This is a genomic window from Streptosporangium sp. NPDC049078 (assembly GCF_040648855.1).
Lineage (GTDB): Bacteria > Actinomycetota > Actinomycetes > Streptosporangiales > Streptosporangiaceae > Streptosporangium.
This window is the reverse complement of record NZ_JBEZEL010000010.1, coordinates 298056-317431: the sequence shown is the minus strand read 5'-3', so window position 1 is coordinate 317431 and position 19376 is coordinate 298056. Positions and strand designations below refer to the sequence as shown.

15 protein-coding genes are annotated in these 19376 nt (G+C 70.1%); 6 read left to right on the top strand and 9 right to left on the bottom strand.

Annotated features, from left to right (window positions below; all coding sequences use genetic code 11):
• Positions 1-77 precede the first annotated feature (77 nt).
• The 4 genes from AB0B90_RS19480 to AB0B90_RS19465 form a co-directional block, all read right to left on the bottom strand.
• Complete coding sequence (locus AB0B90_RS19480; RefSeq protein ID WP_362923829.1) at positions 78-1076, bottom strand: aldo/keto reductase; 999 nt, start codon at positions 1074-1076, stop codon at positions 78-80.
• Between the two features lie 17 nt (positions 1077-1093).
• Entirely contained in the window at positions 1094-1642 is a 549-nt protein-coding gene (locus AB0B90_RS19475; protein ID WP_350950121.1) for a hypothetical protein, read from the bottom strand.
• 87 nt (positions 1643-1729) lie between these two features.
• Positions 1730-4513 (bottom strand): LuxR C-terminal-related transcriptional regulator, encoded by a 2784-nt coding sequence (locus AB0B90_RS19470; protein ID WP_362923827.1) that lies wholly within the window; start codon positions 4511-4513, stop codon positions 1730-1732.
• 249 nt (positions 4514-4762) lie between these two features.
• Positions 4763-5359 carry a TetR/AcrR family transcriptional regulator gene (locus AB0B90_RS19465; protein ID WP_350950119.1) on the bottom strand — a complete coding sequence of 199 codons (597 nt, stop codon included), beginning with the start codon at positions 5357-5359 and terminating at the stop codon, positions 4763-4765.
• 136 nt (positions 5360-5495) lie between these two features.
• On the opposite strand from AB0B90_RS19465, the gene AB0B90_RS19460 reads away from it, so the two are divergent.
• A complete protein-coding gene (locus AB0B90_RS19460; protein ID WP_362923824.1) occupies positions 5496-6917 on the top strand; it encodes an MFS transporter in 1422 nt (473 codons plus the stop codon).
• A 51-nt stretch (positions 6918-6968) separates the two neighbouring features.
• Here AB0B90_RS19460 and AB0B90_RS19455 read toward each other — a convergent pair whose 3' ends face one another.
• The 3 genes from AB0B90_RS19455 to AB0B90_RS19445 form a co-directional block, all read right to left on the bottom strand.
• The gene (locus AB0B90_RS19455; RefSeq protein WP_350950117.1) at positions 6969-7727 is read right to left on the bottom strand and encodes an AfsR/SARP family transcriptional regulator; all 759 of its coding nucleotides are present in this window, start codon (positions 7725-7727) and stop codon (positions 6969-6971) included.
• A gap of 291 nt (positions 7728-8018) precedes the next feature.
• Positions 8019-9443, bottom strand: a complete 1425-nt coding sequence (gene rox, locus AB0B90_RS19450; protein WP_362923822.1) for a rifampin monooxygenase — start codon at positions 9441-9443, stop codon at positions 8019-8021.
• A gap of 518 nt (positions 9444-9961) precedes the next feature.
• The gene (locus AB0B90_RS19445) at positions 9962-10996 is read right to left on the bottom strand and encodes a LacI family DNA-binding transcriptional regulator (RefSeq protein ID WP_362923820.1); all 1035 of its coding nucleotides are present in this window, start codon (positions 10994-10996) and stop codon (positions 9962-9964) included.
• A 291-nt stretch (positions 10997-11287) separates the two neighbouring features.
• On the opposite strand from AB0B90_RS19445, the gene AB0B90_RS19440 reads away from it, so the two are divergent.
• The 4 genes from AB0B90_RS19440 to AB0B90_RS19425 all read left to right on the top strand — a co-directional run bounded on the left by AB0B90_RS19440 (position 11288) and on the right by AB0B90_RS19425 (position 16236).
• Complete coding sequence (locus AB0B90_RS19440) at positions 11288-12553, top strand: extracellular solute-binding protein (protein ID WP_350950114.1); 1266 nt, start codon at positions 11288-11290, stop codon at positions 12551-12553.
• A 28-nt stretch (positions 12554-12581) separates the two neighbouring features.
• On the top strand, positions 12582-13559 hold the full coding sequence (locus AB0B90_RS19435) for a sugar ABC transporter permease (RefSeq protein WP_362923817.1): 978 nt from the start codon (positions 12582-12584) through the stop codon (positions 13557-13559).
• Positions 13556-14374, top strand: coding sequence for a carbohydrate ABC transporter permease (locus tag AB0B90_RS19430; protein ID WP_350949596.1), 819 nt, complete (start codon positions 13556-13558; stop codon positions 14372-14374). Before AB0B90_RS19435 ends, AB0B90_RS19430 begins: the two co-directional genes overlap by 4 nt.
• Positions 14375-14478: 104 nt before the next feature.
• On the top strand, positions 14479-16236 hold the full coding sequence (locus AB0B90_RS19425; protein WP_362923815.1) for a trehalase family glycosidase: 1758 nt from the start codon (positions 14479-14481) through the stop codon (positions 16234-16236).
• A 48-nt stretch (positions 16237-16284) separates the two neighbouring features.
• On the opposite strand, the gene AB0B90_RS19420 is transcribed toward AB0B90_RS19425, so the two are convergent.
• Complete coding sequence (locus AB0B90_RS19420; protein ID WP_350949598.1) at positions 16285-17061, bottom strand: alpha/beta hydrolase; 777 nt, start codon at positions 17059-17061, stop codon at positions 16285-16287.
• Between the two features lie 57 nt (positions 17062-17118).
• Between AB0B90_RS19420 and AB0B90_RS19415 the strand changes: the two genes are divergently transcribed.
• Positions 17119-17592: a MarR family transcriptional regulator gene (locus AB0B90_RS19415; RefSeq protein WP_350949599.1), complete on the top strand. Its 474-nt coding sequence runs from the start codon at positions 17119-17121 to the stop codon at positions 17590-17592.
• A gap of 107 nt (positions 17593-17699) precedes the next feature.
• On the opposite strand, the gene AB0B90_RS19410 is transcribed toward AB0B90_RS19415, so the two are convergent.
• Positions 17700-18716, bottom strand: a complete 1017-nt coding sequence (locus AB0B90_RS19410; protein ID WP_350949600.1) for a LacI family DNA-binding transcriptional regulator — start codon at positions 18714-18716, stop codon at positions 17700-17702.
• Between the last annotated feature and the right edge of the window lie 660 nt (positions 18717-19376).

Sequence of the window (19376 nt, the reverse complement as noted above, 5' to 3'; positions counted from 1 at the left end):
GGGGGGCTGGGGGGGGGCGGGGCGCGCGGCCCCCCCCCCGAGCCGCCCCCCCCCCCGCCCCACACCGGTCCCGTCCCTCAGCGGTCGACGAACCGCATGCTCTGCTCGTTCCAGCGCTCCCCGTAGACCTCATCGGAGGGAACGGCCGCCTCCACGGCGGCCAGGTCGGCCGGGGTGAGGCTCAGGAAGGCGGCGTCGATGTTCTCCTCCAGATGGGCGCGACGCCTCGTTCCCGGAATGGGGATCACGTCCGGCCCCCGGTGGTGCAACCACGCCAGCGCCAGTTGCGCCGCCGTGACCCGCAGCGAGGCGGCGAGCTCGACGAGACGGTCGGCCAGGGCGAGGTTGCGCGGCAGGTTGTCCGGGGCGAACCTGGGCAGCCCGAAGCGCCGGAAGTCGCCCTCCTCCAGCTGCTCGGAGGAACGGATGGCGCCGCTGAGGAAGCCCCGGCCCAGCGGGGAGTACGGCACCAGCGCGATGCCCAGCTCCCGGCACGTCGCCACGATCCGGCGCTCGATGTCTCGCGACCACAGCGACCATTCGGTCTGCAGCGCGGCGATCGGGGCCACCGCGTGGGCGCGCCGGATGGTCTCTGGCCCCGCCTCGCACAGTCCGATCTCGCGGATCTTGCCCGCGGCGGCGAGTTCGGCCATCGCGCCGACGGTCTCCTCGACACCGACCTCGGTGTCGACGCGGGTGAGGTAGAACAGGTCGATGTGGTCGACGCCGAGCCGCCGCAGCGAGGCCTCACAGCTGCGCCGGACGTAGCGGGCGTCCCCTCGGACGGCGGCGCCGACGCCCGGTCCGGGGCGCACCACGCCGAACTTGGTCGCCACGATCGCCGTCTCCCGCCGCCCGGCGACGGCCTTGCCGACGAGCTCCTCACCGGCGCCGTGGCCGTAGACGTCGGCGGTGTCCAGCAGTGTCGCCCCGAGATCGAGGGCACGCCGGATGGTCGCGATCGACTCGGCCTCCACCGTGGCGCCGTAGAACTCCGACATGCCGAGGCAGCCGAGGCCCTGCGCGCCCACGGTGAGGGATCCGATCCTGCGCGTGGGAAGTCGTGTCAGGGTCATCTGCGTTCTCCGTCCCGTTACCGCAGGTAGACGACGATCGACGACTCGTAGGTGTCGTGGGCGTCCTTGACCAGCGGCCGGAACTGGCGAAACCCGATGGCGCCGCGCAGCGGCCCCGCGACGACGACGGCGGGGAAGGTGGCGGCCTCGCCGGCGGTCAGCCGGGCGTCGTCGACCAGGCCGCCCGAGCGGATGACGTTGCCGTCGTTCAGCCGGATCTCCTCCCCGAAGTAGGCGATGAAATGGCCGTCGTGCTCCTGGCGGTAGAGCATGCGGCCCGCCCCTCTGGTGTGGCCGAGCGGCTCGCCGTCCGAGCCGAATATCTCAAGCCGCACGGTGGCGAAATCCTTCTCCGTGGGCGTCGTCCCGGTGGGGTCGGGATTACTGGAGTGGTATTCGACGACCTTCTCGGTGAGATCGCGCAGAATCAGCGACCGGCCCGGCCGGCCGAGGGCGCCGACCCTTTCCGAGGTGGTTTCCGGTGGCGCCGCCACGAGTGGCAGGGCCCAGGAGTTCACGGTGTCGAGCACCGGTGAGATCCGAGCGGAAAGCACGCGGAAATCCATGGTCGCCTCCTGGGCGGAATTCCGAGCCGCCGTCCGGAACGCGGAGGCTCGCAGGAACCGACATTAGAAAGAACGGCTCAAGTGGTCCTAAAAGCGCGTGGCGTAGTCGCGGCCGGCCGCTTTCCGCCGGGTCGCCAGGGCGAGTTCCATCCGGGAGCTGACACCGGTCTTCCGGTAGATCCGGGTCAGGTGAACGTCGACGGTCCGCATGCTGATGGTGAGCCGGTCGGCGATCTCGCGGCGCTTCATGCCCGTGCAGATGAGCAGCGCGATCTCACGCTCGCGGTGCGTGAGCCGGCCGAACATCTCCACGGGGCCGGTCTCGGGTTCGAGTTCCGCGGCGGACGGCCCGCTCGTCTGCCTGCCGAGCCAGTCGAGCATGGTCGCCGCCCCTGACCGGCGTGCCATCTCGGCGGCGAGCCTGGCCGTGCGGGACGACCGTTCGGCGTGTCCCAGCTCGCCGAGCGCGCGTGCGGCCTGTCCCAGCGCGTAGCACTGCTCGATTCCCATTCCCGCCGACGCGAAGCGATCGGCCGCGTCCTGGTAGCACCTCGCCGCCTCGGCGAGCGAGCCCCGCACGCGGTGCAGATGCCCTCGGGTGAGGTCCGCGTAGGCGAGGTTGTGCGGCATCGGAACGGCACGGGCGTGTTCCTGGCTGTTGCGCACCCAGCCGTCCAGGGGCATGCCGGCGTCCATTCCGGCGGCGCACAGCATCTCCCAGGCGGTGTTGCGGTAGGCCATCGGAATGGTCCGCAGCTCGGACCCCTTGCCCTCGTTGAGCAGGAGGGCGACGCAGTGCGCGGGGTCGTCGTCGAGCCACGCGCATCTGGCGAGGGTCAGCGCGGCGATCGAGGCGCTGCCGTTGACGTTGGCCTGCGACGGTGACTGCCTGGCCAGTGCCTGCTGGGCGAGGGACCTGGCCTTCCCGCTGCCCACCGGCTGCATCCAGACCTCGGCCGCGGACTTGAGCGCGACCGCCTGGGTGTGCCGCAGGGAGTTGTCAGGGCCGGACTCGATGATGGCGGCGTTGGCGGCCTCGCGGGCCTGTTCGAGCTGCCCGAGGTGGCGCTCGGCCTCACTGAGCAGGACCAGGAGCGCCGGGAGCAGGAAGATCCGCTGGCGCTGGCGGGCGACGTCGACGCCCCGCCGCACCTGCCGCTGGGCCTCCACGTAGCGGCCCAGATAGAGATGGGCGAGGACGACCACGAACAGGCTCTCCAGGTGACACGCCACCAGGTGCTCCGGGGCGCGGTCCAGCGTCTCGCCCGCGGCGGTCGCGTCGGCCAGTGCCCGGTCCACCTCACCGGAGAAGGTCGCCTCCAGCGCCCGGAGACCGAGCAGGCCCGCGGCGGTGAGGTCGTCGCGGCCGGTACGGGCGACCTGAAGGGCCTGTTCCAGCTCGGCCCTGCCCGGTATCCGGCCGAGCATGGTCGTGCGGAAACCCCGCGCGAACACCAGCCGCGGCCAGACCGGTGAGCGTCGCAGGTCCTGCCGGGCGAGATGCTCGTTGAGCAGGCCGAGTGTCTGCGCGTCCTGGCTCAGCACGGCCTCGACCATCGACACGGAGGCGACCTGCCCGGCCAGCGTGAGCGGGTCCACCGAGCCACCGGACTCGTGCACCAGGAAGAGCAGGTCCCGGCTCTCGGTCATCCGCCCGATCCGCCCGAACGCGGTGCTCAGTGCCAGCCGGGCGCGCATCCCGATCTCGCTGGAGACGGGTGCCTCGGCGATCACCGGTGTGAGCCAGGAGACGCACTCGGCGACGTCCGTCTCCATGATCTCGTAGGACGCGTCCACGATCCGCGCCAGTTCGCTCGCGCGGACCCGTGACAGCGAGCTGACCAGGTGGAAGCCGAGCTGCTTGCCGGCCTGGCCACGGGCGGAGAGCAGGCCCAGGGCGCGCTGGTGGGCGCGGGTGGCCCAGCAGGGGTCGATCGTCCTGCGCAGCAGCGTGCCGAAGACCTCGTCGCGGATGGAGAACAGTGTGCCGATCGGCTCGACCCGCACCAGGTCACGCCGGACCAGGCCGCGCAGGGCGGCGGAGACCACCAGCGCGTCCAGTTCGGCGATCTCGGCGAGCAGTTCGACGTCGAACCGCGAGCGCAGGATCGCCGCGGCGTTCAGCACGTAGCGCTCGTTCAGCGTGAGGCCCCGGACCTCGGTGAGCACGGTGAACTCGAACGGGGCGACGGCGGTGTCACTTCCGGACCACGTGCTGTGGTCGAGGGCCTGCAGGGCGCGGAGGCTGAACGGGTTGCCGCGGCTACGACGGCGAAGATCGTACGGAGCGGGGACGGGCGTCATGGCGAGCATCTGCTCGTCGCCGAGCGGCGCCAGCTCGATGCGCGCGGTGCGGCCGAAGGCCACGCCGAGGGAGACGGCCTCGGCCAGCGCCTCGGGCGTCTGCCGGGGACGCAGCGACACGACCACGTCCACCAGCGGCGGGGAGGCGCCTTCGGCGATCCCGGCCAGTTCGTGGATGGTTCGCTCGTCGGCGAGGTGGGCGTCCTCGATCACCACCAGCTCGCGGTCCGGCTGCCGCCGGTGCCGTGACAGGCCGGCCACCCCCGGCGGTTGATGGCGTTCTGCGGACAGCCGGGCACGCCGCAGCATCCTCCTGACGCTGTTCATCGTGCCCTCTCTGTCGCCGCGCGAGCAGCGGTAGACGGCGGCGGGCAGGACGGTCCACTGCCGGTCCCGCACGAGTGCGGAGAGCAGGTGCGTCTTGCCGGCCCCCGGTTCGCCGAACACGGCGACGAGGCGCCCCTCGCCTCCTGGTTCCCAGGTCAGGTGCTGCAGTCTGTCCAGTTCGGCGGTGCGTACCACGGCGACGGAAGCGGTGTCGGAGAGGCTCTCTTCGTGCGAACTCATCTCTGTGAAGACCCCAGGCGTTCGTGAAGGAAAGACGGCGGGTGGCCCTGGCCGCGCTTCCTTGTGCGTACGGGCCGGTGTTTCCTGTGGTGACGGTTTGCGAGGTTCTGCTGCCGGTCCCCTGATCCGGCGATAACCACTATTAGCCTACCTAATTAGTTGGTTTTTATCACCACCTGTCGCCGATGGGGCGTGCGGGAGGCCGGTCGCCCGCCGTCGAGGGGATGGGTGGTCCGGTTGCGGGCCCGCTCAGGACCGGTGGTCGCGTGTGGTGATCCCCTCCAGGACGAGGCGCAGGAGGCGAGGGCTGTCGTCCCTGTCCGGCAGGGACTGCTCGCGCACCCAGGCGGCACCGCTGAGCAGGTCGAACAGTTCGCCGGGGGTCAGATCGGCGCGTACCAGGCCGGCGGCCTGTGCGGCGCGAAGCAGGTCCGCGCCGCCGTGATGCATCGCGTTGCACATGGCGTACGAGGGGGTCCCCTCGTCGTACATGCTCTGCGCGAGGATGCCGACCAGTCCTCGGAAGGTGCTGAAGTGCCGCACCGCCCGCTCCATCCACTCCGCCAGGGCCCCCAGCGGGTCGGGGGAGGAGAGCAGTCGCTCGGCGTGGGCGACGAGATCGGCCAGCCCGTCCCTGGTGGCGGCCTCCACCAGGGAGGCGCGGACGGGGAAGTGCCGGTACAGCGTGCCGATCGCCACGCCGGCCTGGGCGGCGATGTTCTCCAGGGACGCCTCGGAGCCGTCGGCCTCGAACGCCTTGCGGGCCGCGGCCAGGATCGCGTCGTAGTTGCGCCGGCCGTCGGCGCGTTTGGGGCGCTGGGCGATGTGGGGCGTGCCGGTCGTCATCGAACCTCCCGCTTGACATCCTGAGGCAGCCTCAGCTTGACTCTTCTCATCCAAGCTGAGACGTCCTCAGTATAGTTCCGGCCTCTAACCTGAGGATGCCTCAGCATGTGTCCGGACGATCGGTATTGGAGGTTCCATGAGTACCGACAGCGTCTCCGACGGGATTCCGGCCAGGGAGGCCCCTGCCCGGCCGTGGGCGCTCACGCTCACCGCGATCGTCGGCGCGGAGTTCATGTTGCAGCTCGACGGCACCATCGTGAACGTCGCGCTGCCGACCCTGCAGTCCGACCTGGGACTCTCGATCACCGGTGGGTCGTGGGTGCCGAACGGTTTCCTCCTCGCCTTCGGAGGTCTCCTGTTGCTCGCGGGCCGGCTCGGTGACGTGCTCGGCCACCGCCGGGTCTTCCTCGCCGGAATCGGGCTGGTCGTCGTGGCCTCGCTGCTCGCCGGTCTCGCGCCCAACCTGGAGGTCCTGCTGGTCGGCCGGGTCCTGCAGGGGGCCGGCGCGGCGATCGCCGGCCCGACCGGCCTGGCGCTGCTCGCGATCGTCTTCGAAGGAGAGCGCCGCCAGCGCGCCTTCGGCCTGTACTCCACCGTCACCGGCCTGGGGGCCTCCGCCGGCATGGTCCTGGGCGGTGTGCTGACCTGGGCGGGGGACTGGCGCTGGAGCCTGCTGGTCAACGTGCCCATCGGCCTGCTCATCATCGCCGTCTCCGTCAAGGTGCTGGGTCTGCGTGACGAGGCCACCCGGCCGCGCCCGCTCGGCCTGCCGAGCGCCCTGCTGGGTACCGCAGCCGTCACCGCCGCCGTCTACGGGCTGGTGCGCGCCGCCGAGAGCGGCTGGGGCGACACCGGCGCGCTGAGCTCACTCGCGGCGGCGGTCCTGCTGGCGGCGGCGCTGCTGATATGGGACCGGCGCACCGAGGAGCCGCTTCTGCCGCTGGTGGTCTTCGCCGGCAGGCAGAGGGCCGGAGCCCTGCTGTGCCTGCTGCTGCTCGCGGCGGTGCTCACCGGTTTCCTGATCTATCTGGTCCAGTACCTGCAGGGTGTGCTCGGGCTGGACGCGCTGCGCAGTGGGCTGGCCATCCTCCCCTTCGGCCTGGCGCTGCTCGTCGTCACCCAGCTGCTCACCAAGCACATCGCGAGCGTGAGCCTGCAGACCCGAGCGGTGCTCGGCCTGGTCGTGGTGCTGGCCGGGGTGGCCTGGCTGACCCGCCTCGACGCCGGCAGCACCTACCTGACCGGTGTGCTCCCGGCGCTCGTCGTCATGGGACTCGGCGTCGGAGTCGCCATCATCCCGTTCAACATGATCATTCTGACCACCGCCCCGCCCGAGTACGCGGGCGTCACCGCGGGCCTGCTGCAGACGGCACTGACCGTCGGAGGGTCACTGGGCCTGGCGGCCCTGCTGATCCCGTTCACCGAAGGAGGCGGTGGCATCGCGGCGAACATCTCGTCGGTGTTCGTCTGGGCCTGCGCGGCGATCGTGCTGGCACTGGCGGTGGCGCTGCTCTTCTGGTTCGGTCCCGGGGCGCGCCGGGCCGCGGCCCGGGGCTGAGCGGGAGGTGAGCTCCGGCACCGTCCCGCGAGGGGGACGGTGCCGGAGGCATCAGCCCGCGATCGCGTAGTCGGTGTCCGCCTCGAGGATCGCGAACTGCAGCCTGCGCATCGTCCTGCGCGGATCGAGGCCGAGTTCCTCCCGCAGCGCCTGCCGGGCGGACTGGAAGACCTCCAGCGCCTCTGCCCTCCGGCCGGAGCGGTAGAGGGCCAGCATGAGGTGCTCGCGGAGGTTCTCGTTCAGCGGGTACTCCTCGACCCACGCCGACAGGTCACCGATCAGCTCCCGGTGCCTGCCGAGCCGCAGCGAGCAGCGCGCGACCGTCTCCAGGCACTCCAGTCGCACCTCCTCCGCCCACCGGGCGAAGGTACCCACGATGAGCCCGTTGTTGATCCCCGCCAGGACCGGCCCGCGAAACAGGCCGGCCGCTGCGGCGGAGACCTCCAGCGCCCGCTCGGGCTCGCTCTCCGGTACGGCCCGCGCCTCGGCGTGCAGGGCCCGCAGGAGGAACACGTCGACCGACGACCTCTCGACCTCCAGCAGGTATCCCTGCGCGTGGGTCCGGATCGTCGCGCCCTCGACCGCCGGCTGGACGAAATTCTTGCGCAGGTGGGAGATGTAGACGTGCAGCGCGGCACGAGCCCGCCGGGGCGGCTCGTTCCCCCACAACTCGTCGATCAGCTCATCCGTCGAGACCGGCTGGTTCGCGCGGATCAGCAGGGTGGCCAGCAAGGTCTCCACCTTGGGCGCGTTGACCGTGCGCGTTCTCTCGTCCACCAGTTGCAGCGGCCCGAGCAGTTCGTATCTCATCTGTCTCCCGAGTGGCTTGAGCCTGGCATCAAGTGGTGATCGACCCTTTTTTGCCGGGTAGCGCCATTCTTGCGACGGATGAGCGGGTTGCCATCAGCGGAAGTGCGTACGAACCCACCGGCGAGTGCGTAGTCACCGCCCCCGCCGGAACACGCCCGGCTCCCGCCCCGGGTGACCGGTGCGGGAGATCGGCCACCCGGGGCGGGAGCCGGGCGCGACGCCGTGGCCGACTCCCGGTGAGAACGGAACTCGGGGGCCGAGCCGGTTGTCCCGGGCGCCGGGACCGCGCGCTCAGCCGGCGGCGCCGAACCACCTGGACAGCCCGCCGAGCAGTTCCTGCTGGTCCTCGCCGACCCACGCCACGTGGCCGTCCGGCCGCAGCAGCACGGCGGGCACGTCCAGCTCCTCGCCGCCGTCGACGACGTGGTCGACCCGGCCCTCCCAGCCCGCCACCGAGAGCCGGCCGGTCTGGTCGAGCAGCAACCCGCGACCTTCGTGCGTCAACTCGTAGAGACGACCGTTCTTCAGCGCCACGTCCCGCATCCGCCGGCCGAGCAGTTCGTGCCCCCCGCCGAAGTCGTAGCGGACCCCGATCGCGACGATTTTTTCGATGAGATACCGGTTCACCTCCTCGAAGTCCATCAGTTCCGACAACAGGCGGCGTACGGAGCGAGGGCCGGGCTCGGTGGACAACAGCTCCATCTGGGCGCGGGTGTTGTCCAGCACGTCGGCGGCCACCGGGTGCCGTTCGGTGTGGTAGCTGTCCAGCAGTCCTTCCGGTGCCCAGCCGCCGACCTCGGCGGCCAGCTTCCAGCCGAGGTTGAACGCGTCCTGGATGCCGAGGTTGAGCCCCTGTCCGCCGACCGGGGGGTGGATGTGCGCCGCGTCACCGGCCAGCAGCACCCGGCCGGTCCGGTAACGCTCCGCCTGCCGGGTGGCGTCACCGAAGCGAGACAGCCAGCGCGGTGAGTGCACGCCGAAGTCGGTGCCGGAGAAGACCCGCAGCTGTCGCCTGAACTCCTCCAGCGACGGCGGGGCCGAGCGGTCCTCGACCACCCCCTCGGCCGGAACGACGACGCGGTACACGCCTTCCCCGAAGGGGCCGAGGCCGAACCGCAGGTTGGTCCTGCGGACCTCGGTGACCACGGCGGCGACCGTCTCCGGCGGCACGCCCACCTCCATCTCGCCCAGCAGCGTGTCGTTCCTGGAGGGCTCGCCGGGGAAGGCGACACCGAGCAGCCTGCGCACCGTGCTGCGGCCACCGTCGCAGCCGACGAGGTAGCGCGAGCGCAGCCGCGTGCCGTCGGCCAGCTCGGCGGTCACCCCGTCCTCGTCCTGGCTCAGCCCGACCAGCTCGTGGCCGCGCCGGATCTCCGCGCCGAGCTCGGTGGCACGCTCGGCCAGCAGGCGATCGGTGACGGGCTGCGGGATGCCGAGGACGTAGGGATGCGTGGTGTCCAGCCGGTCGGGCGCGGGCTTGGCGAGGCCGGCGAAGAAACCGCCGAGCGGGTGCTTCCTGCCGTGCGCGAGGAACCTCTCCAGCAGGCCACGCTGGTCCATCACCTCGATGCTGCGCACGTGCAGGCCGAGCGCGCGGACATACCCGGCCGGCTCCGCCTCCTTCTCCAGCACGAGCACGCGCACCCCGTGCAGCCGCAACTCGGCGGCGAGCATCAGGCCGGTCGGCCCGCCACCGGCGATGGTCACGTCGATCATGAAGATCCCCCATTCGACAGAGTTCGCTTTTCGGCCGGCTGCTCCGCGTGGTCCGGCGGCGCGCACACCCGCGTCCTCGCGCCGGGTGCCCGCGACCGCACCGCGAGTTCCACCGGTGGTCCGGCGTCTCGCATGACCTGTACGTCGATCGGCGAAGAACGCGTACTTCGCGGACCCCTGATCTCCCCGGGTTCCGGCCTCGGGCCATGATTCTGCGGCAAGACCCGGGTCTTGCCGCAAGCCCCCCGGTGCGCTATACGTTGAGAGTGGCAGGTAGTGGGTGATTTCCCGAACTTCGCCGTTTGTCGATTTCACCGGTCGTCGTTCGTCGCGGCCGCGCGGTCTTCCCCGAAGCGATGACGCGTCACGTACGGCGTCCGTCCAGCCGAGCCCGTTCGCCCAGGTCGTGGACGCTGTCGTCCTCCGACCTCGTCTCCCGCCCGTTGCCGGAACCCGCCGATCCGGCCGGGCGCCGAACCGGGCGCCGCGAGATTCACGGCGGTGTCGTCAGAGAGTCCTCAGGATGCGGCCCCGTCGGCGGAGCGGCGCGGGGCGGGGGCGGTCGTGAAGCGCAGGGAGATCGGGGGAGCGAGGAGAAGGTGCCGGACCGGGGTTTCGGGGTTGGCGATGCGCTGGATGAGCAGGTCGACGGCGTGGGCGCCGAGCTGGTCGGCGGGGACGTCGGCCGCGGTGAGGGGCGGGTGGAGGTTCTCGGCCCAGTGCTGGGCCGCGACGCCGGTGACGGAGAAGTCCCGGGGGATCTCCAGACCGGCGTGACGCAGGGCCCGGTAGACGCCGGGGAGCGCGGCCTCGTTGATGGTGGCCAGAGCGGTCACCTCGGGGTGGTCGGCCAAAAGCCGCTCCACGCACGTGTGCCCCGCTGAGGCGTCGTCGGCGCAGCACAGTTCGACGCCTGTCAGGCCACGTTCGGCGATGGTCCTGGCGAAGCCCGCCTGGGCGCGGTGGCCCGGCCCGTAACCGGCGGCGACGAGTTCGGCGGAGCGGTTGACCAGCGCGATGTGCCGGTGCCCGAGATCGGCCAGATGCTGCACGCATCGGGAGATCAGCGTCTCGTAGTCGACGTCCACCCAGCACATGTCCTCGGGCTCGGCGGTACGGCCGATGCCGACGAACGGCAGGCCGGTCTGCTGGAGCCGGGTGACCCTGTCGTCCCGCAACCGGATCTCCATCAGGATGATCCCGTCCACCCGGCTGCCGGTGACGACCCGCTCGAAGGAGCGGTCGTGCTCGCCGCCGGACGGCGAGAGCAGGACGTCGAGGTCGGCCCGGGCCGCGGCGTCGACCACGCTGGCCACGAATCCCAGCTGCATGTCGGTGAGCCGCTGGCTGGCCGGCGGGATGACCAGGCCCAGCGTGCGGGTGCGGCCCTCCTTCAGCGCCCGGGCGCTGGCGTTGGGCCGGTAACCGAGCTCGTCGATGACGTCCTGGATGCGTCGCCGGGTCTGTTCCGACAGCGAGCGTTTGCCGCTGAGCGCGTAGGACACCGTGCTCCGCGATACCCCTGCCCGCCGGGCGATCTCCCCGATGTTCATCGAGACTCCTCAAAAATCCGGGTCGACACAGACACATGATAGGTCGAATCGGTTCACCCGGGGAAAGCGGCCGGACACGCCATGTGAACGACGTGGCGTACGGGCCTCCGAGGTCCCGCCCTGAGGGGCGGGTGGAGGCGGGCAGAAACCCTCGGGGGCCATGCATGTCGGTCCAGGCACCCCATTGACCTTCGTCCCGGTGGGGCCTATGTTCATCGAATCGGTTCGACAAATCGATTCGACACGAGATCGAAACAATCCGGAAAAGTCCGTTGGCGGAAGGAAGACCCGATGAGATCAGCGGAATGGGGGCGGCGCGGCGCCGGAATGAGCCTGGTGATCTTCGTGCTCACGAGCGGTCTGGCCGCGTGTTCGTCCTCCGACGACCCTTCCGGCGGAACCTCCGCCGACGCCTCCGGTGGCACCTACACGATCTGGGATCCGTATCCGCAGTTCGACGGCACCTCCGAGTGGGTGAAACTGCTCACCAAGTGCGGCACCGACGCGGGAGTCTCGGTCACCAGGACCGGTTACGACACCAGCGACCTGACGAACAAGGCCCTCCTCGCCGCCCAGCAGGGCAACTCCCCGGACGTGCTGATCGTGGACAACCCGGTGGTCTCGACGCTGGCCGAGGCCGGAGTGCTCAGCACGACCGAGGAGGCGAAGATCGACACCTCGGCGATCGACCCCAACCTCCTCGCGGCGGGCCAGAGCGGCGGCAAGACCTACGGGATCCCCATCGGGGCGAACACCCTCGCGCTCTACTACAACAAGGCGGTGCTGAAAGAGGCCGACGTCGACATCGACACCGTGAAGGACTGGGCCTCGCTCACCGCCGCGCTGGCCAAGGTGAAGGACGCCGGCAAGAAGGGCATCACCTTCTCCGCCATCGGCACCGAGGAGGGCAGCTTCCAGTTCCTGCCCTGGTTCTGGGGCTCCGGCGCGAACCTCACCCAGCTCGACTCCCCGCAGGCCGTCTCCGCCCTGGCGCTGTGGACCGACTGGCTGAAGAAGGGCTACGCCCCCAACTCGGTCATCAACAACACCCAGACCACCAGCTGGCAGGAGTTCGCGACCGGGGACTACGCCTTCGCCGAGAACGGTACCTGGCAGCTGGCCAACGCCAAGGAGGCCGGCTTCGAGTACGGCATCATCCCGATCCCGGCCGCCGACGGCGCCACCGCGCCCGCACCGACCGGTGGCGAGTTCGTCAGCGTGCCGGTGCAGAAGGACGCCGGACGCTACGTCGTCTCCCAGAAGCTGGTGAGCTGCCTGACCAGCGCCGACAACTCGCTCACCACGACCACCACGCTGTCCTACATCGCCCCCACGGCGGAGGTTCAGGCCAAGCAGGTGGCCGCGACGGCCGACCTGAAGGTGTGGGTCGACGCGGTGAAGGCGGCGAAGGGCCGCACGAGCGACGACCTCGGCACCAAGTACCCCAAGATCTCGCAGCCGATGTGGACCGGGGTGCAGAGCGCCCTCAGCGGTTCGAAGACCCCGCAGGAGGCGTTCGCGGAGGCCCAGAAGGCAGCGTCCGCCGCCACGAACTGACCGTGTCGGAGACTCGGCGAAGGACGTCATGAACAACCCCACACAGACCGCGGCCTCCCGCTCTGTGCCCGAGCGTGGCGGGGCGGCGCGCGTCGCCGCCCCGCCACGCTGGCGTGACCGGCGGCCACCCTCCACCCAGTGGGCGGCCTGGGCGTTCCTCGCCCCGGTGACCACCTATCTGATCGCCTTCTACCTCTATCCGCTCTACCGCAACATCGACCTCAGCCTCCGCGACTACACGGTCCGCTCGTTCGTGCAGGGCGGGGCGGAGTTCAGTGGCCTGGACAACCTGCGCGAAGTGCTCGACGACCCGACCTTCGGGCCCGCACTGACCCACACCGTGGTGTTCACCCTGGTGTCGCTGGCCTTCCAGTTCGCCATCGGCCTGGCCCTGGCGGTGTTCTTCAGCCAGAACTTCAAGCTCTCGGCCACACTGCGCGCGCTGTTCCTGGTGCCGTGGCTGCTGCCCCTGATCGTGTCCGCCTCGACCTGGTCGTGGATGCTCAACAGCGACTCGGGCATCGTGAACGCGGCCCTGGGCTACGTGGGCCTGGGACCGGTCAACTGGCTCACCTCCCCCGACTGGTCGCTGGTCTCGGTGACCATCGCGAACATCTGGATCGGTATCCCCTTCAACCTGGTCGTGCTCTACAGCGGCCTGCAGGCGATCTCGCGCGACGTCCACGAGGCCGCCGAACTGGACGGAGCAGGTGGCTGGCAGAAGTTCTGGCGGGTGACCTTCCCTCTGCTGCGGCCGGTGTCGGCGATCACGCTGCTGCTGGGCCTGGTCTACACGCTGAAGGTGTTCGACATCATCTGGATCATGACCAAGGGAGGGCCGGCGGACTCCTCGACGACCTTCGCCACCTGGTCCTACCGGCTCGGGTTCGGCAACCTGCTGCCCGCCTTCGGGCCGGGCGCGGCGGTGGGCAACCTGCTCATCCTGATGGCCCTCGTCTTCGGCCTGATCTACATCCGCGTACAGCGAAGGCAGTCGCAATCATGACCGGCAAGAGGGTGTGGTGGAAGAGCGTCCTGGGAGTGGTCCTGACCGGGCTGATGCTGTTCCCGGTCTACTGGATGGTCAATGTCTCCTTCACCCAAGACCGGGACATGCGCAAGAGCCCGCCGCCCTGGTTCCCGTTCGACGGCACGCTGGACGGCTACCGGGCGGTCCTCGACCAGCAGATGCCCTACCTGGCGACCAGCCTGATCGTGGGCCTGGCCACGGTGGTGCTGACCGTGGCCGTCGCCGCGCCCGCGGGCTACTCGCTGGCGAAGCTGCGTCCCAGGGGCGGCGGCGCGCTGAGCTTCGCGCTGCTGATCGCGCAGATGATCCCCGGAATCATCATGGCGATGGGCTTCTACGCGATCTATCTGAACCTGGGTGTCCTCAACTCGCTGCCCGGCCTCGTCGTCGCCGACACCACGATCGCCGTCCCGTTCGCCGTGCTGGTCTTCACCGCGTTCATGTCCGGAATACCCCGGGAGATGCTCCAGGCGGCCACGGCCGACGGGGCGGGGCCGGTGCGTGTCTTCTGGTCGATCGTCCTGCCGGTCAGCCGCAACGCCGTCGTCACGGTCTCCCTGTTCGCCTTCCTCTGGGCGTGGTCGGACTTCGTGTTCGCCGGCACGCTCGACGGCGGTGGCACCCTGCGCCCGATCACCCTGGGCATCTACCACTACATCGGCAACAACAACCAGCAGTGGAACGCCATCATGGCGACCGCGGTCGTGGCCTCCCTGCCCGCCACGGTGCTGTTGATCATCGCGCAACGCTATGTCGCCGCGGGTGTCACCGCCGGAGCGGTGAAGGACTGACCGCTCCTCGCCCTTTCCCGCAGGGACCACCAGACCCGGCCGACCGACACGGGCCGCAGGCGTCGCCGCCACGCGGAACCCCCATCGAGAAAGAGAGCTGAGTTATGACCGTCGCCGCGCCAGGCCCGGAGTTCTCCGTCCAGGAGATCCCCTTCAGTTTCCGAGGGTCCTGGTTCAACTTCTCACCCGTTATAGCGGAGAAGACCTACGCGGATGACGTGCATCTCGTGTCGCACCAGACGGGACTGCACCCGATCCTGCGGCTGATACCCACCGTCGGGGGAGTGCGCGCCGAGACGACCGTCGCGGCCACGCCGTACCGGCTCACCTGGACCCATGACAGCGGGCAGATGGAACTCGCCTACGAGCGGCCGGACACGGCGCGGCTGCGAGGGCGAGGGCTCGGTCTGCGTCTCATCGCGGCGAATGCCGACCTGACCCCGTTCAGCGGGCCGTACCTCTATCGGGATCCGGTCGACGGGGCCCATGTCTTCACGGTCTACGAGACCGGGCGGCGCTACCGGGTCACCGTGTTGCGCGGTGACATGACCGACTGCCCGGGGGTGCAGGCGCTGGGGTCGGGGGAGCGCGGCGTCGTGCTGTCCGGTGACGGCGAGCCGTGGGAGATCGCGATCGAGGAGTACGGGACCTCCCGTCCGCCGTACCTGCCGGCGGGCACCTTCGAGCAGGCGGTCAAGTCGGCGAGGGCCGATTTCGAGTCCTTCGCCGAGGCGCTCGCACCGTGGCGCGGCGCCGGGACGCCCGCCGCGGATCTGGCGGCCTACGTGCTGTGGTCGGCCACGGTGCGGCCGACCGGGTTCATCACCCGTCCCGCGGTGTTGATGTCCAAGCACTGGATGGACAAGGTCTGGAGCTGGGACCACTGCTTCAACGCGATCGCGCTGGCCGAAGGGGTGCCCGACCTGGCGTGGGACCAGTTCCGGCTCGTCTTCGACCATCAGGACGAGGGCGGTGCGCTGCCCGACTCCATCACCCACTCCGAGGTGCTCTACAACTTCGTCAAGCCGCCCATCCACGGCTGGGCGCTGCGCCACCTGCGAGAGCGCATGCCCCCGCTGCCCGCGGCCGAGCTGGCCGAGACGTACCGGAAGCTGGAGAGCTGGACCGGGTTCTGGCTGACCGCGCGCCGTGTTCCCGGGCAGGAGTTGCCGCACTACCAGCACGGCAACGACAGCGGCTGGGACAACGCGACCACCTTCGACCCGGAGCGGGTCGTCGAGACCGCCGACCTGGCGGCCTTCCTCGTGCTCCAGATGCGGGAAGTCGCCCACCTCGCGGGAGAACTCGGGCTCGCCGAGAAGTCCGCCGCGTGGTCCCGGGCCGCCGATCGGATCCGTGAGGCGCTCCTCGAAGAGCTCTGGGCCGGCGACCGGTTCGTCTCGCGCGGCGCGCACTCCAGGCGGACCTGGTCCAGCGGCAGCCTGCTGGACCTGATGCCGATCGTGCTGGGAGCGGAGCTGCCGGAGCCGGTGCGCACCACGCTGGCCAGGAGGATCGAGACGCACCTCACCGCTTACGGGCCCGCCACCGAGCTGCCGACCTCGGAGCACTATCGAGACGACGGCTACTGGCGGGGACCGATCTGGGCGCCCTCGACCGTCCTGATCGAGGACGGCCTGCGCCGCGCCGGTTTCGCCGAACTGGCCGACAAGATCAGCACGCGGTTCCGCGCGCTGTGCGAGAAGTCCGGCTTCGCGGAGAACTTCGACGCCCGAAGCGGCGCCGGGCTGCGCGACCGTGCCTACACCTGGACGGCGAGCGGCTACCTGATCCTGGCCGCCGCACACGAACGACGCCGGTCGGGCGCTCTGCTCCCGGACGTGCCCCCGGCCTCCGGGTAGCCCTGGGGCGCGCCGTCCCGCTCCGGCTGCCCACGACGGCCGCTGGGGTCACAGGGCACGCAGGAAGCCTTCGAGGATCTCGTTGAAGACGTCGGGGCGCTCCATGTTGGGGTAGTGGGCGGTCCCTTCGACCGGGATCACCCGGCCGTTGGCGACGGTGTGGGCGAGGCGTTCGGCCATGCCGATGTGGTCGGGTGAGTCGACGGTGCCGTTCACCGCCAGCAGGGGGACGTCGATCGTGGCGGCGCGTTCCCAGGTGTCGCGTACCTGGACGAGCAGGTTGGGTTCGTCGGCGGTGTGCTTGGACATGGTGTCCCCGGTCATCCGGCGCAGACGGGCGACGACATCGGAGTCGAGATTGTCGAGGGTGCGGTACGGGCCGGCGGCGAAGAGCGTGAACGCCTCGATCGAGGTGTCCAGGTCGCCGGCCGCCATCGCCGAGTGCCACGCGGTCATGGTCTGGAGGGTCCAGGGGTCGGTGAAGTACGGCTCGCTGGTTCCGGCGCCGCTGACGACCACGGCGCTGACCAGTTCCGGGTGCTCAAGCGCTGTGTCGACCGCGATGCCCGCCCCCATGGAGACCCCCACCAGGATCGCGGGGCCGGTGCCCAGACGGCGCAGCAGGCCGGCCAGGTCGTCGGTGGGCCGGAACGGTTCGGTGGCGTTGGCGGACCGGCCGTGACCGCGGGCATCGGGTGCTATGACGCGGTAGCGAGAGGCGAGGAACGGAATCTGCTCCTCCCACATGCCGTGGTCCAGGAAGCCGCCGTGCAGCAGGACGAGGGGCCGGCCGGTGCCGGTGTCGAGCCAGAACAGATCACTCATGACACCTAGGTTGTCATTATTGGTCACTCATGACAACCTAGGTGTCATGATGGTGGGGTGAAGGAAAAAGACCGCACCCCCGCGTCCGATGAACGGGCCGACCGGCTCGCCGAGGTGTTCGACCTGGTGGGGCCGTTGTACCGGCGCGCCCATCGAAAGGTGGAGCAGGACGCACCCATCGAGGGGTTGTCCGTCGGAGTACGGGCGGTGCTCACCATGCTCCGCGAGCACGGGCCGATGACCGTCCCCCAGATGGGCCGGGCTCAGGCGCTGAGCCGCCAGTTCGTACAGCGCATGATCAACGACGCCGCCGCCCGGAACCTGGTTGAGTCCGTCCCCAACCCGGCGCACAAGAGGTCCTCTCTCATCCGGCTGACCGAGGAGGGGCGGGTCGCCGTCACCGCCCTGATCGACCGCGAGCGCGCGCTTCTCCGCCAGGCGGGCGGAGATCTGAGCGATGCCGAGGTCGCCGCCTGCATCCGGGTGCTCTCACACCTCCTCCGCTTCCTCGACCACGTCGAGGTGGACTAAGCCTGTACGAGATGCGGTCGCGTCGAAGCCGTCCGATCGAAGGTGCCGGTCACTTCGGCGGCCGGTTCGAAGCACTCGATTTTCCGTCCGCACGGTGCCCGTCGCGTCTAAGGGCGTACCGGAGCGGGGCCGGTGCTGGCCCGCAGCGAGATCGACGGCTGCAGCAGAACCTGGCGCGGGGGAGCGTCCGGTGACGAGATCCGTTCCACGAGAAGCTCCACGGCCTGGGTGGCCATGGTCGCGACAGGCACGTCGGCTGAGGTCAGCGGCGGGTGGAAGTCCTCCGCCCATTGCCGGGCCACCACGCCGGTGATCGAGAAGTCGTCGGGCACCGCGAGTCGCCTGCCTCGCAGAGCCCGATCCACACCTGGCAGGGCGGCTTCGTTGAGCGTGACGACGGCGCTGACGGCCGGATTCAGGCGAAGAAGGTCCTCGACGCGTTCCTCGCCGGTCGTCGCCTCGTCCGGGCAGCACACCGCGGTGGCGCTCAGGCCGCGTTCGGTCGCCGCCGCGGTGAAACCGTCAAGAGCCCGGCGGGCGGGACCGTAACCGGCGGCCAGCAACTCCTGCGGCCGGTTGAGGAGCGCGACGGCGCGGTGTCCGAGGTCGGCCAGGTGGTGGACACAGCGGGAGGTCAACGCCTCGTAGTCCACGTCCACCCAGCAGTCGGCCTGGGAGTCCGCGGTATGGCCGATCGTCACGAACGGCAGGCCGGACCGGCGCAGCCGGTGCGCTCGCGGATCCTCCAGTCGGACCTCCATCAAGACGACGCCGTCGACCCGGCGGCTGCTCACCATCCGTTCGAACGACCTGTCGTGCTCGTCACCACTGGGTGAGAGCAGCACGTCGAGTCCGTGACGGCCCGCGGCCTCCACCACGCTCGCGACGAAGCCCAACTGCATGAAGGTGAGGTTCCGGCCGGCGGGCGGGACCACCAGCCCGAGCGTACGAGTGCGCCCCTCCGCCAGTGCCCGGGCGCTGGCGTTGGGACGGTAGCGCGCCTCCGCGATCACTTGCTCGATCCGCCGACGGGTCGCCTCGGACACCGCCCGCTTGCCGCTCAGCGCGTACGAGACCGTGCTACGTGACACGCCGGCGCGCCTGGCGATCTCCCCGATGTTCACTGTGGCCTCCCCGTGGCACCGGATCGAGCCCGCGCCTTGTGACACCTGGTTCGAATCGATTCGATGCGAGGCTATGGGCCTGGAAGGGGGGTGTCAAAGCAGCTCAGCGTGCTGCGGCGAGGATGTGCCGCCTCTGGGAGGGAGGGGGAGTGGGGTAGTGCGTCGTCGGCGACCTGGGCTCTCTGTCAAACGCGTCTCGCCATTGGCCGGTCGGTCATCCGGCCTGGGGCACCACCTCGTGGAGGGGGTAGATACCCCGAATCGATTCGTTGAGCCGGCCGACAGATAACGTGCCCCGCGGGACTACCGGGCGTCAACTCCTGTCACGGGGTTGACGGCTTCCGGAGCAGTTATAAATCTACATTGTAAAGGGGGTCGGTTGATTGAAAACCATTCCAATGATCAAAAACCGACCACCTGCCAGAGGAGAGCGCAACGCGCCCGGTTCCGCCCGCTGCTCACTTGTCGATACCTCTTACGGTTGAGGGACGGCTGCCGGGTTCACCGCGCGTATCGCGTCGCCCTGCTTCCAGGAGGTGACGCCACTCGCCGTCCGCCACCGGGTCCTCGAAGGTCGCGGTCGTTTTCGGGTGGCCGAGTGGGTTCGGGTCGTCAGTGGCGGTTGGCCGCGCAGGGTGGCAGGCAGGGTGGCAGGTCGTC

Bases quoted from the DNA above. Each gene is read 5' to 3' on its own strand.
- AB0B90_RS19480 (WP_362923829.1), bottom strand. From the start codon at position 1,076: ATGACCCTGACACGACTTCCCACGCGCAGGATCGGATCCCTCACCGTG.
- AB0B90_RS19475 (WP_350950121.1), bottom strand. From the start codon at position 1,642: ATGGATTTCCGCGTGCTTTCCGCTCGGATCTCACCGGTGCTCGACACC.
- AB0B90_RS19470 (WP_362923827.1), bottom strand. From the start codon at position 4,513: ATGAGTTCGCACGAAGAGAGCCTCTCCGACACCGCTTCCGTCGCCGTG.
- AB0B90_RS19465 (WP_350950119.1), bottom strand. From the start codon at position 5,359: ATGACGACCGGCACGCCCCACATCGCCCAGCGCCCCAAACGCGCCGAC.
- AB0B90_RS19460 (WP_362923824.1), top strand. From the start codon at position 5,496: ATGAGTACCGACAGCGTCTCCGACGGGATTCCGGCCAGGGAGGCCCCT.
- AB0B90_RS19455 (WP_350950117.1), bottom strand. From the start codon at position 7,727: ATGAGATACGAACTGCTCGGGCCGCTGCAACTGGTGGACGAGAGAACG.
- rox (WP_362923822.1), bottom strand. From the start codon at position 9,443: ATGATCGACGTGACCATCGCCGGTGGCGGGCCGACCGGCCTGATGCTC.
- AB0B90_RS19445 (WP_362923820.1), bottom strand. From the start codon at position 10,996: ATGAACATCGGGGAGATCGCCCGGCGGGCAGGGGTATCGCGGAGCACG.
- AB0B90_RS19440 (WP_350950114.1), top strand. From the start codon at position 11,288: ATGAGATCAGCGGAATGGGGGCGGCGCGGCGCCGGAATGAGCCTGGTG.
- AB0B90_RS19435 (WP_362923817.1), top strand. From the start codon at position 12,582: ATGAACAACCCCACACAGACCGCGGCCTCCCGCTCTGTGCCCGAGCGT.
- AB0B90_RS19430 (WP_350949596.1), top strand. From the start codon at position 13,556: ATGACCGGCAAGAGGGTGTGGTGGAAGAGCGTCCTGGGAGTGGTCCTG.
- AB0B90_RS19425 (WP_362923815.1), top strand. From the start codon at position 14,479: ATGACCGTCGCCGCGCCAGGCCCGGAGTTCTCCGTCCAGGAGATCCCC.
- AB0B90_RS19420 (WP_350949598.1), bottom strand. From the start codon at position 17,061: ATGAGTGATCTGTTCTGGCTCGACACCGGCACCGGCCGGCCCCTCGTC.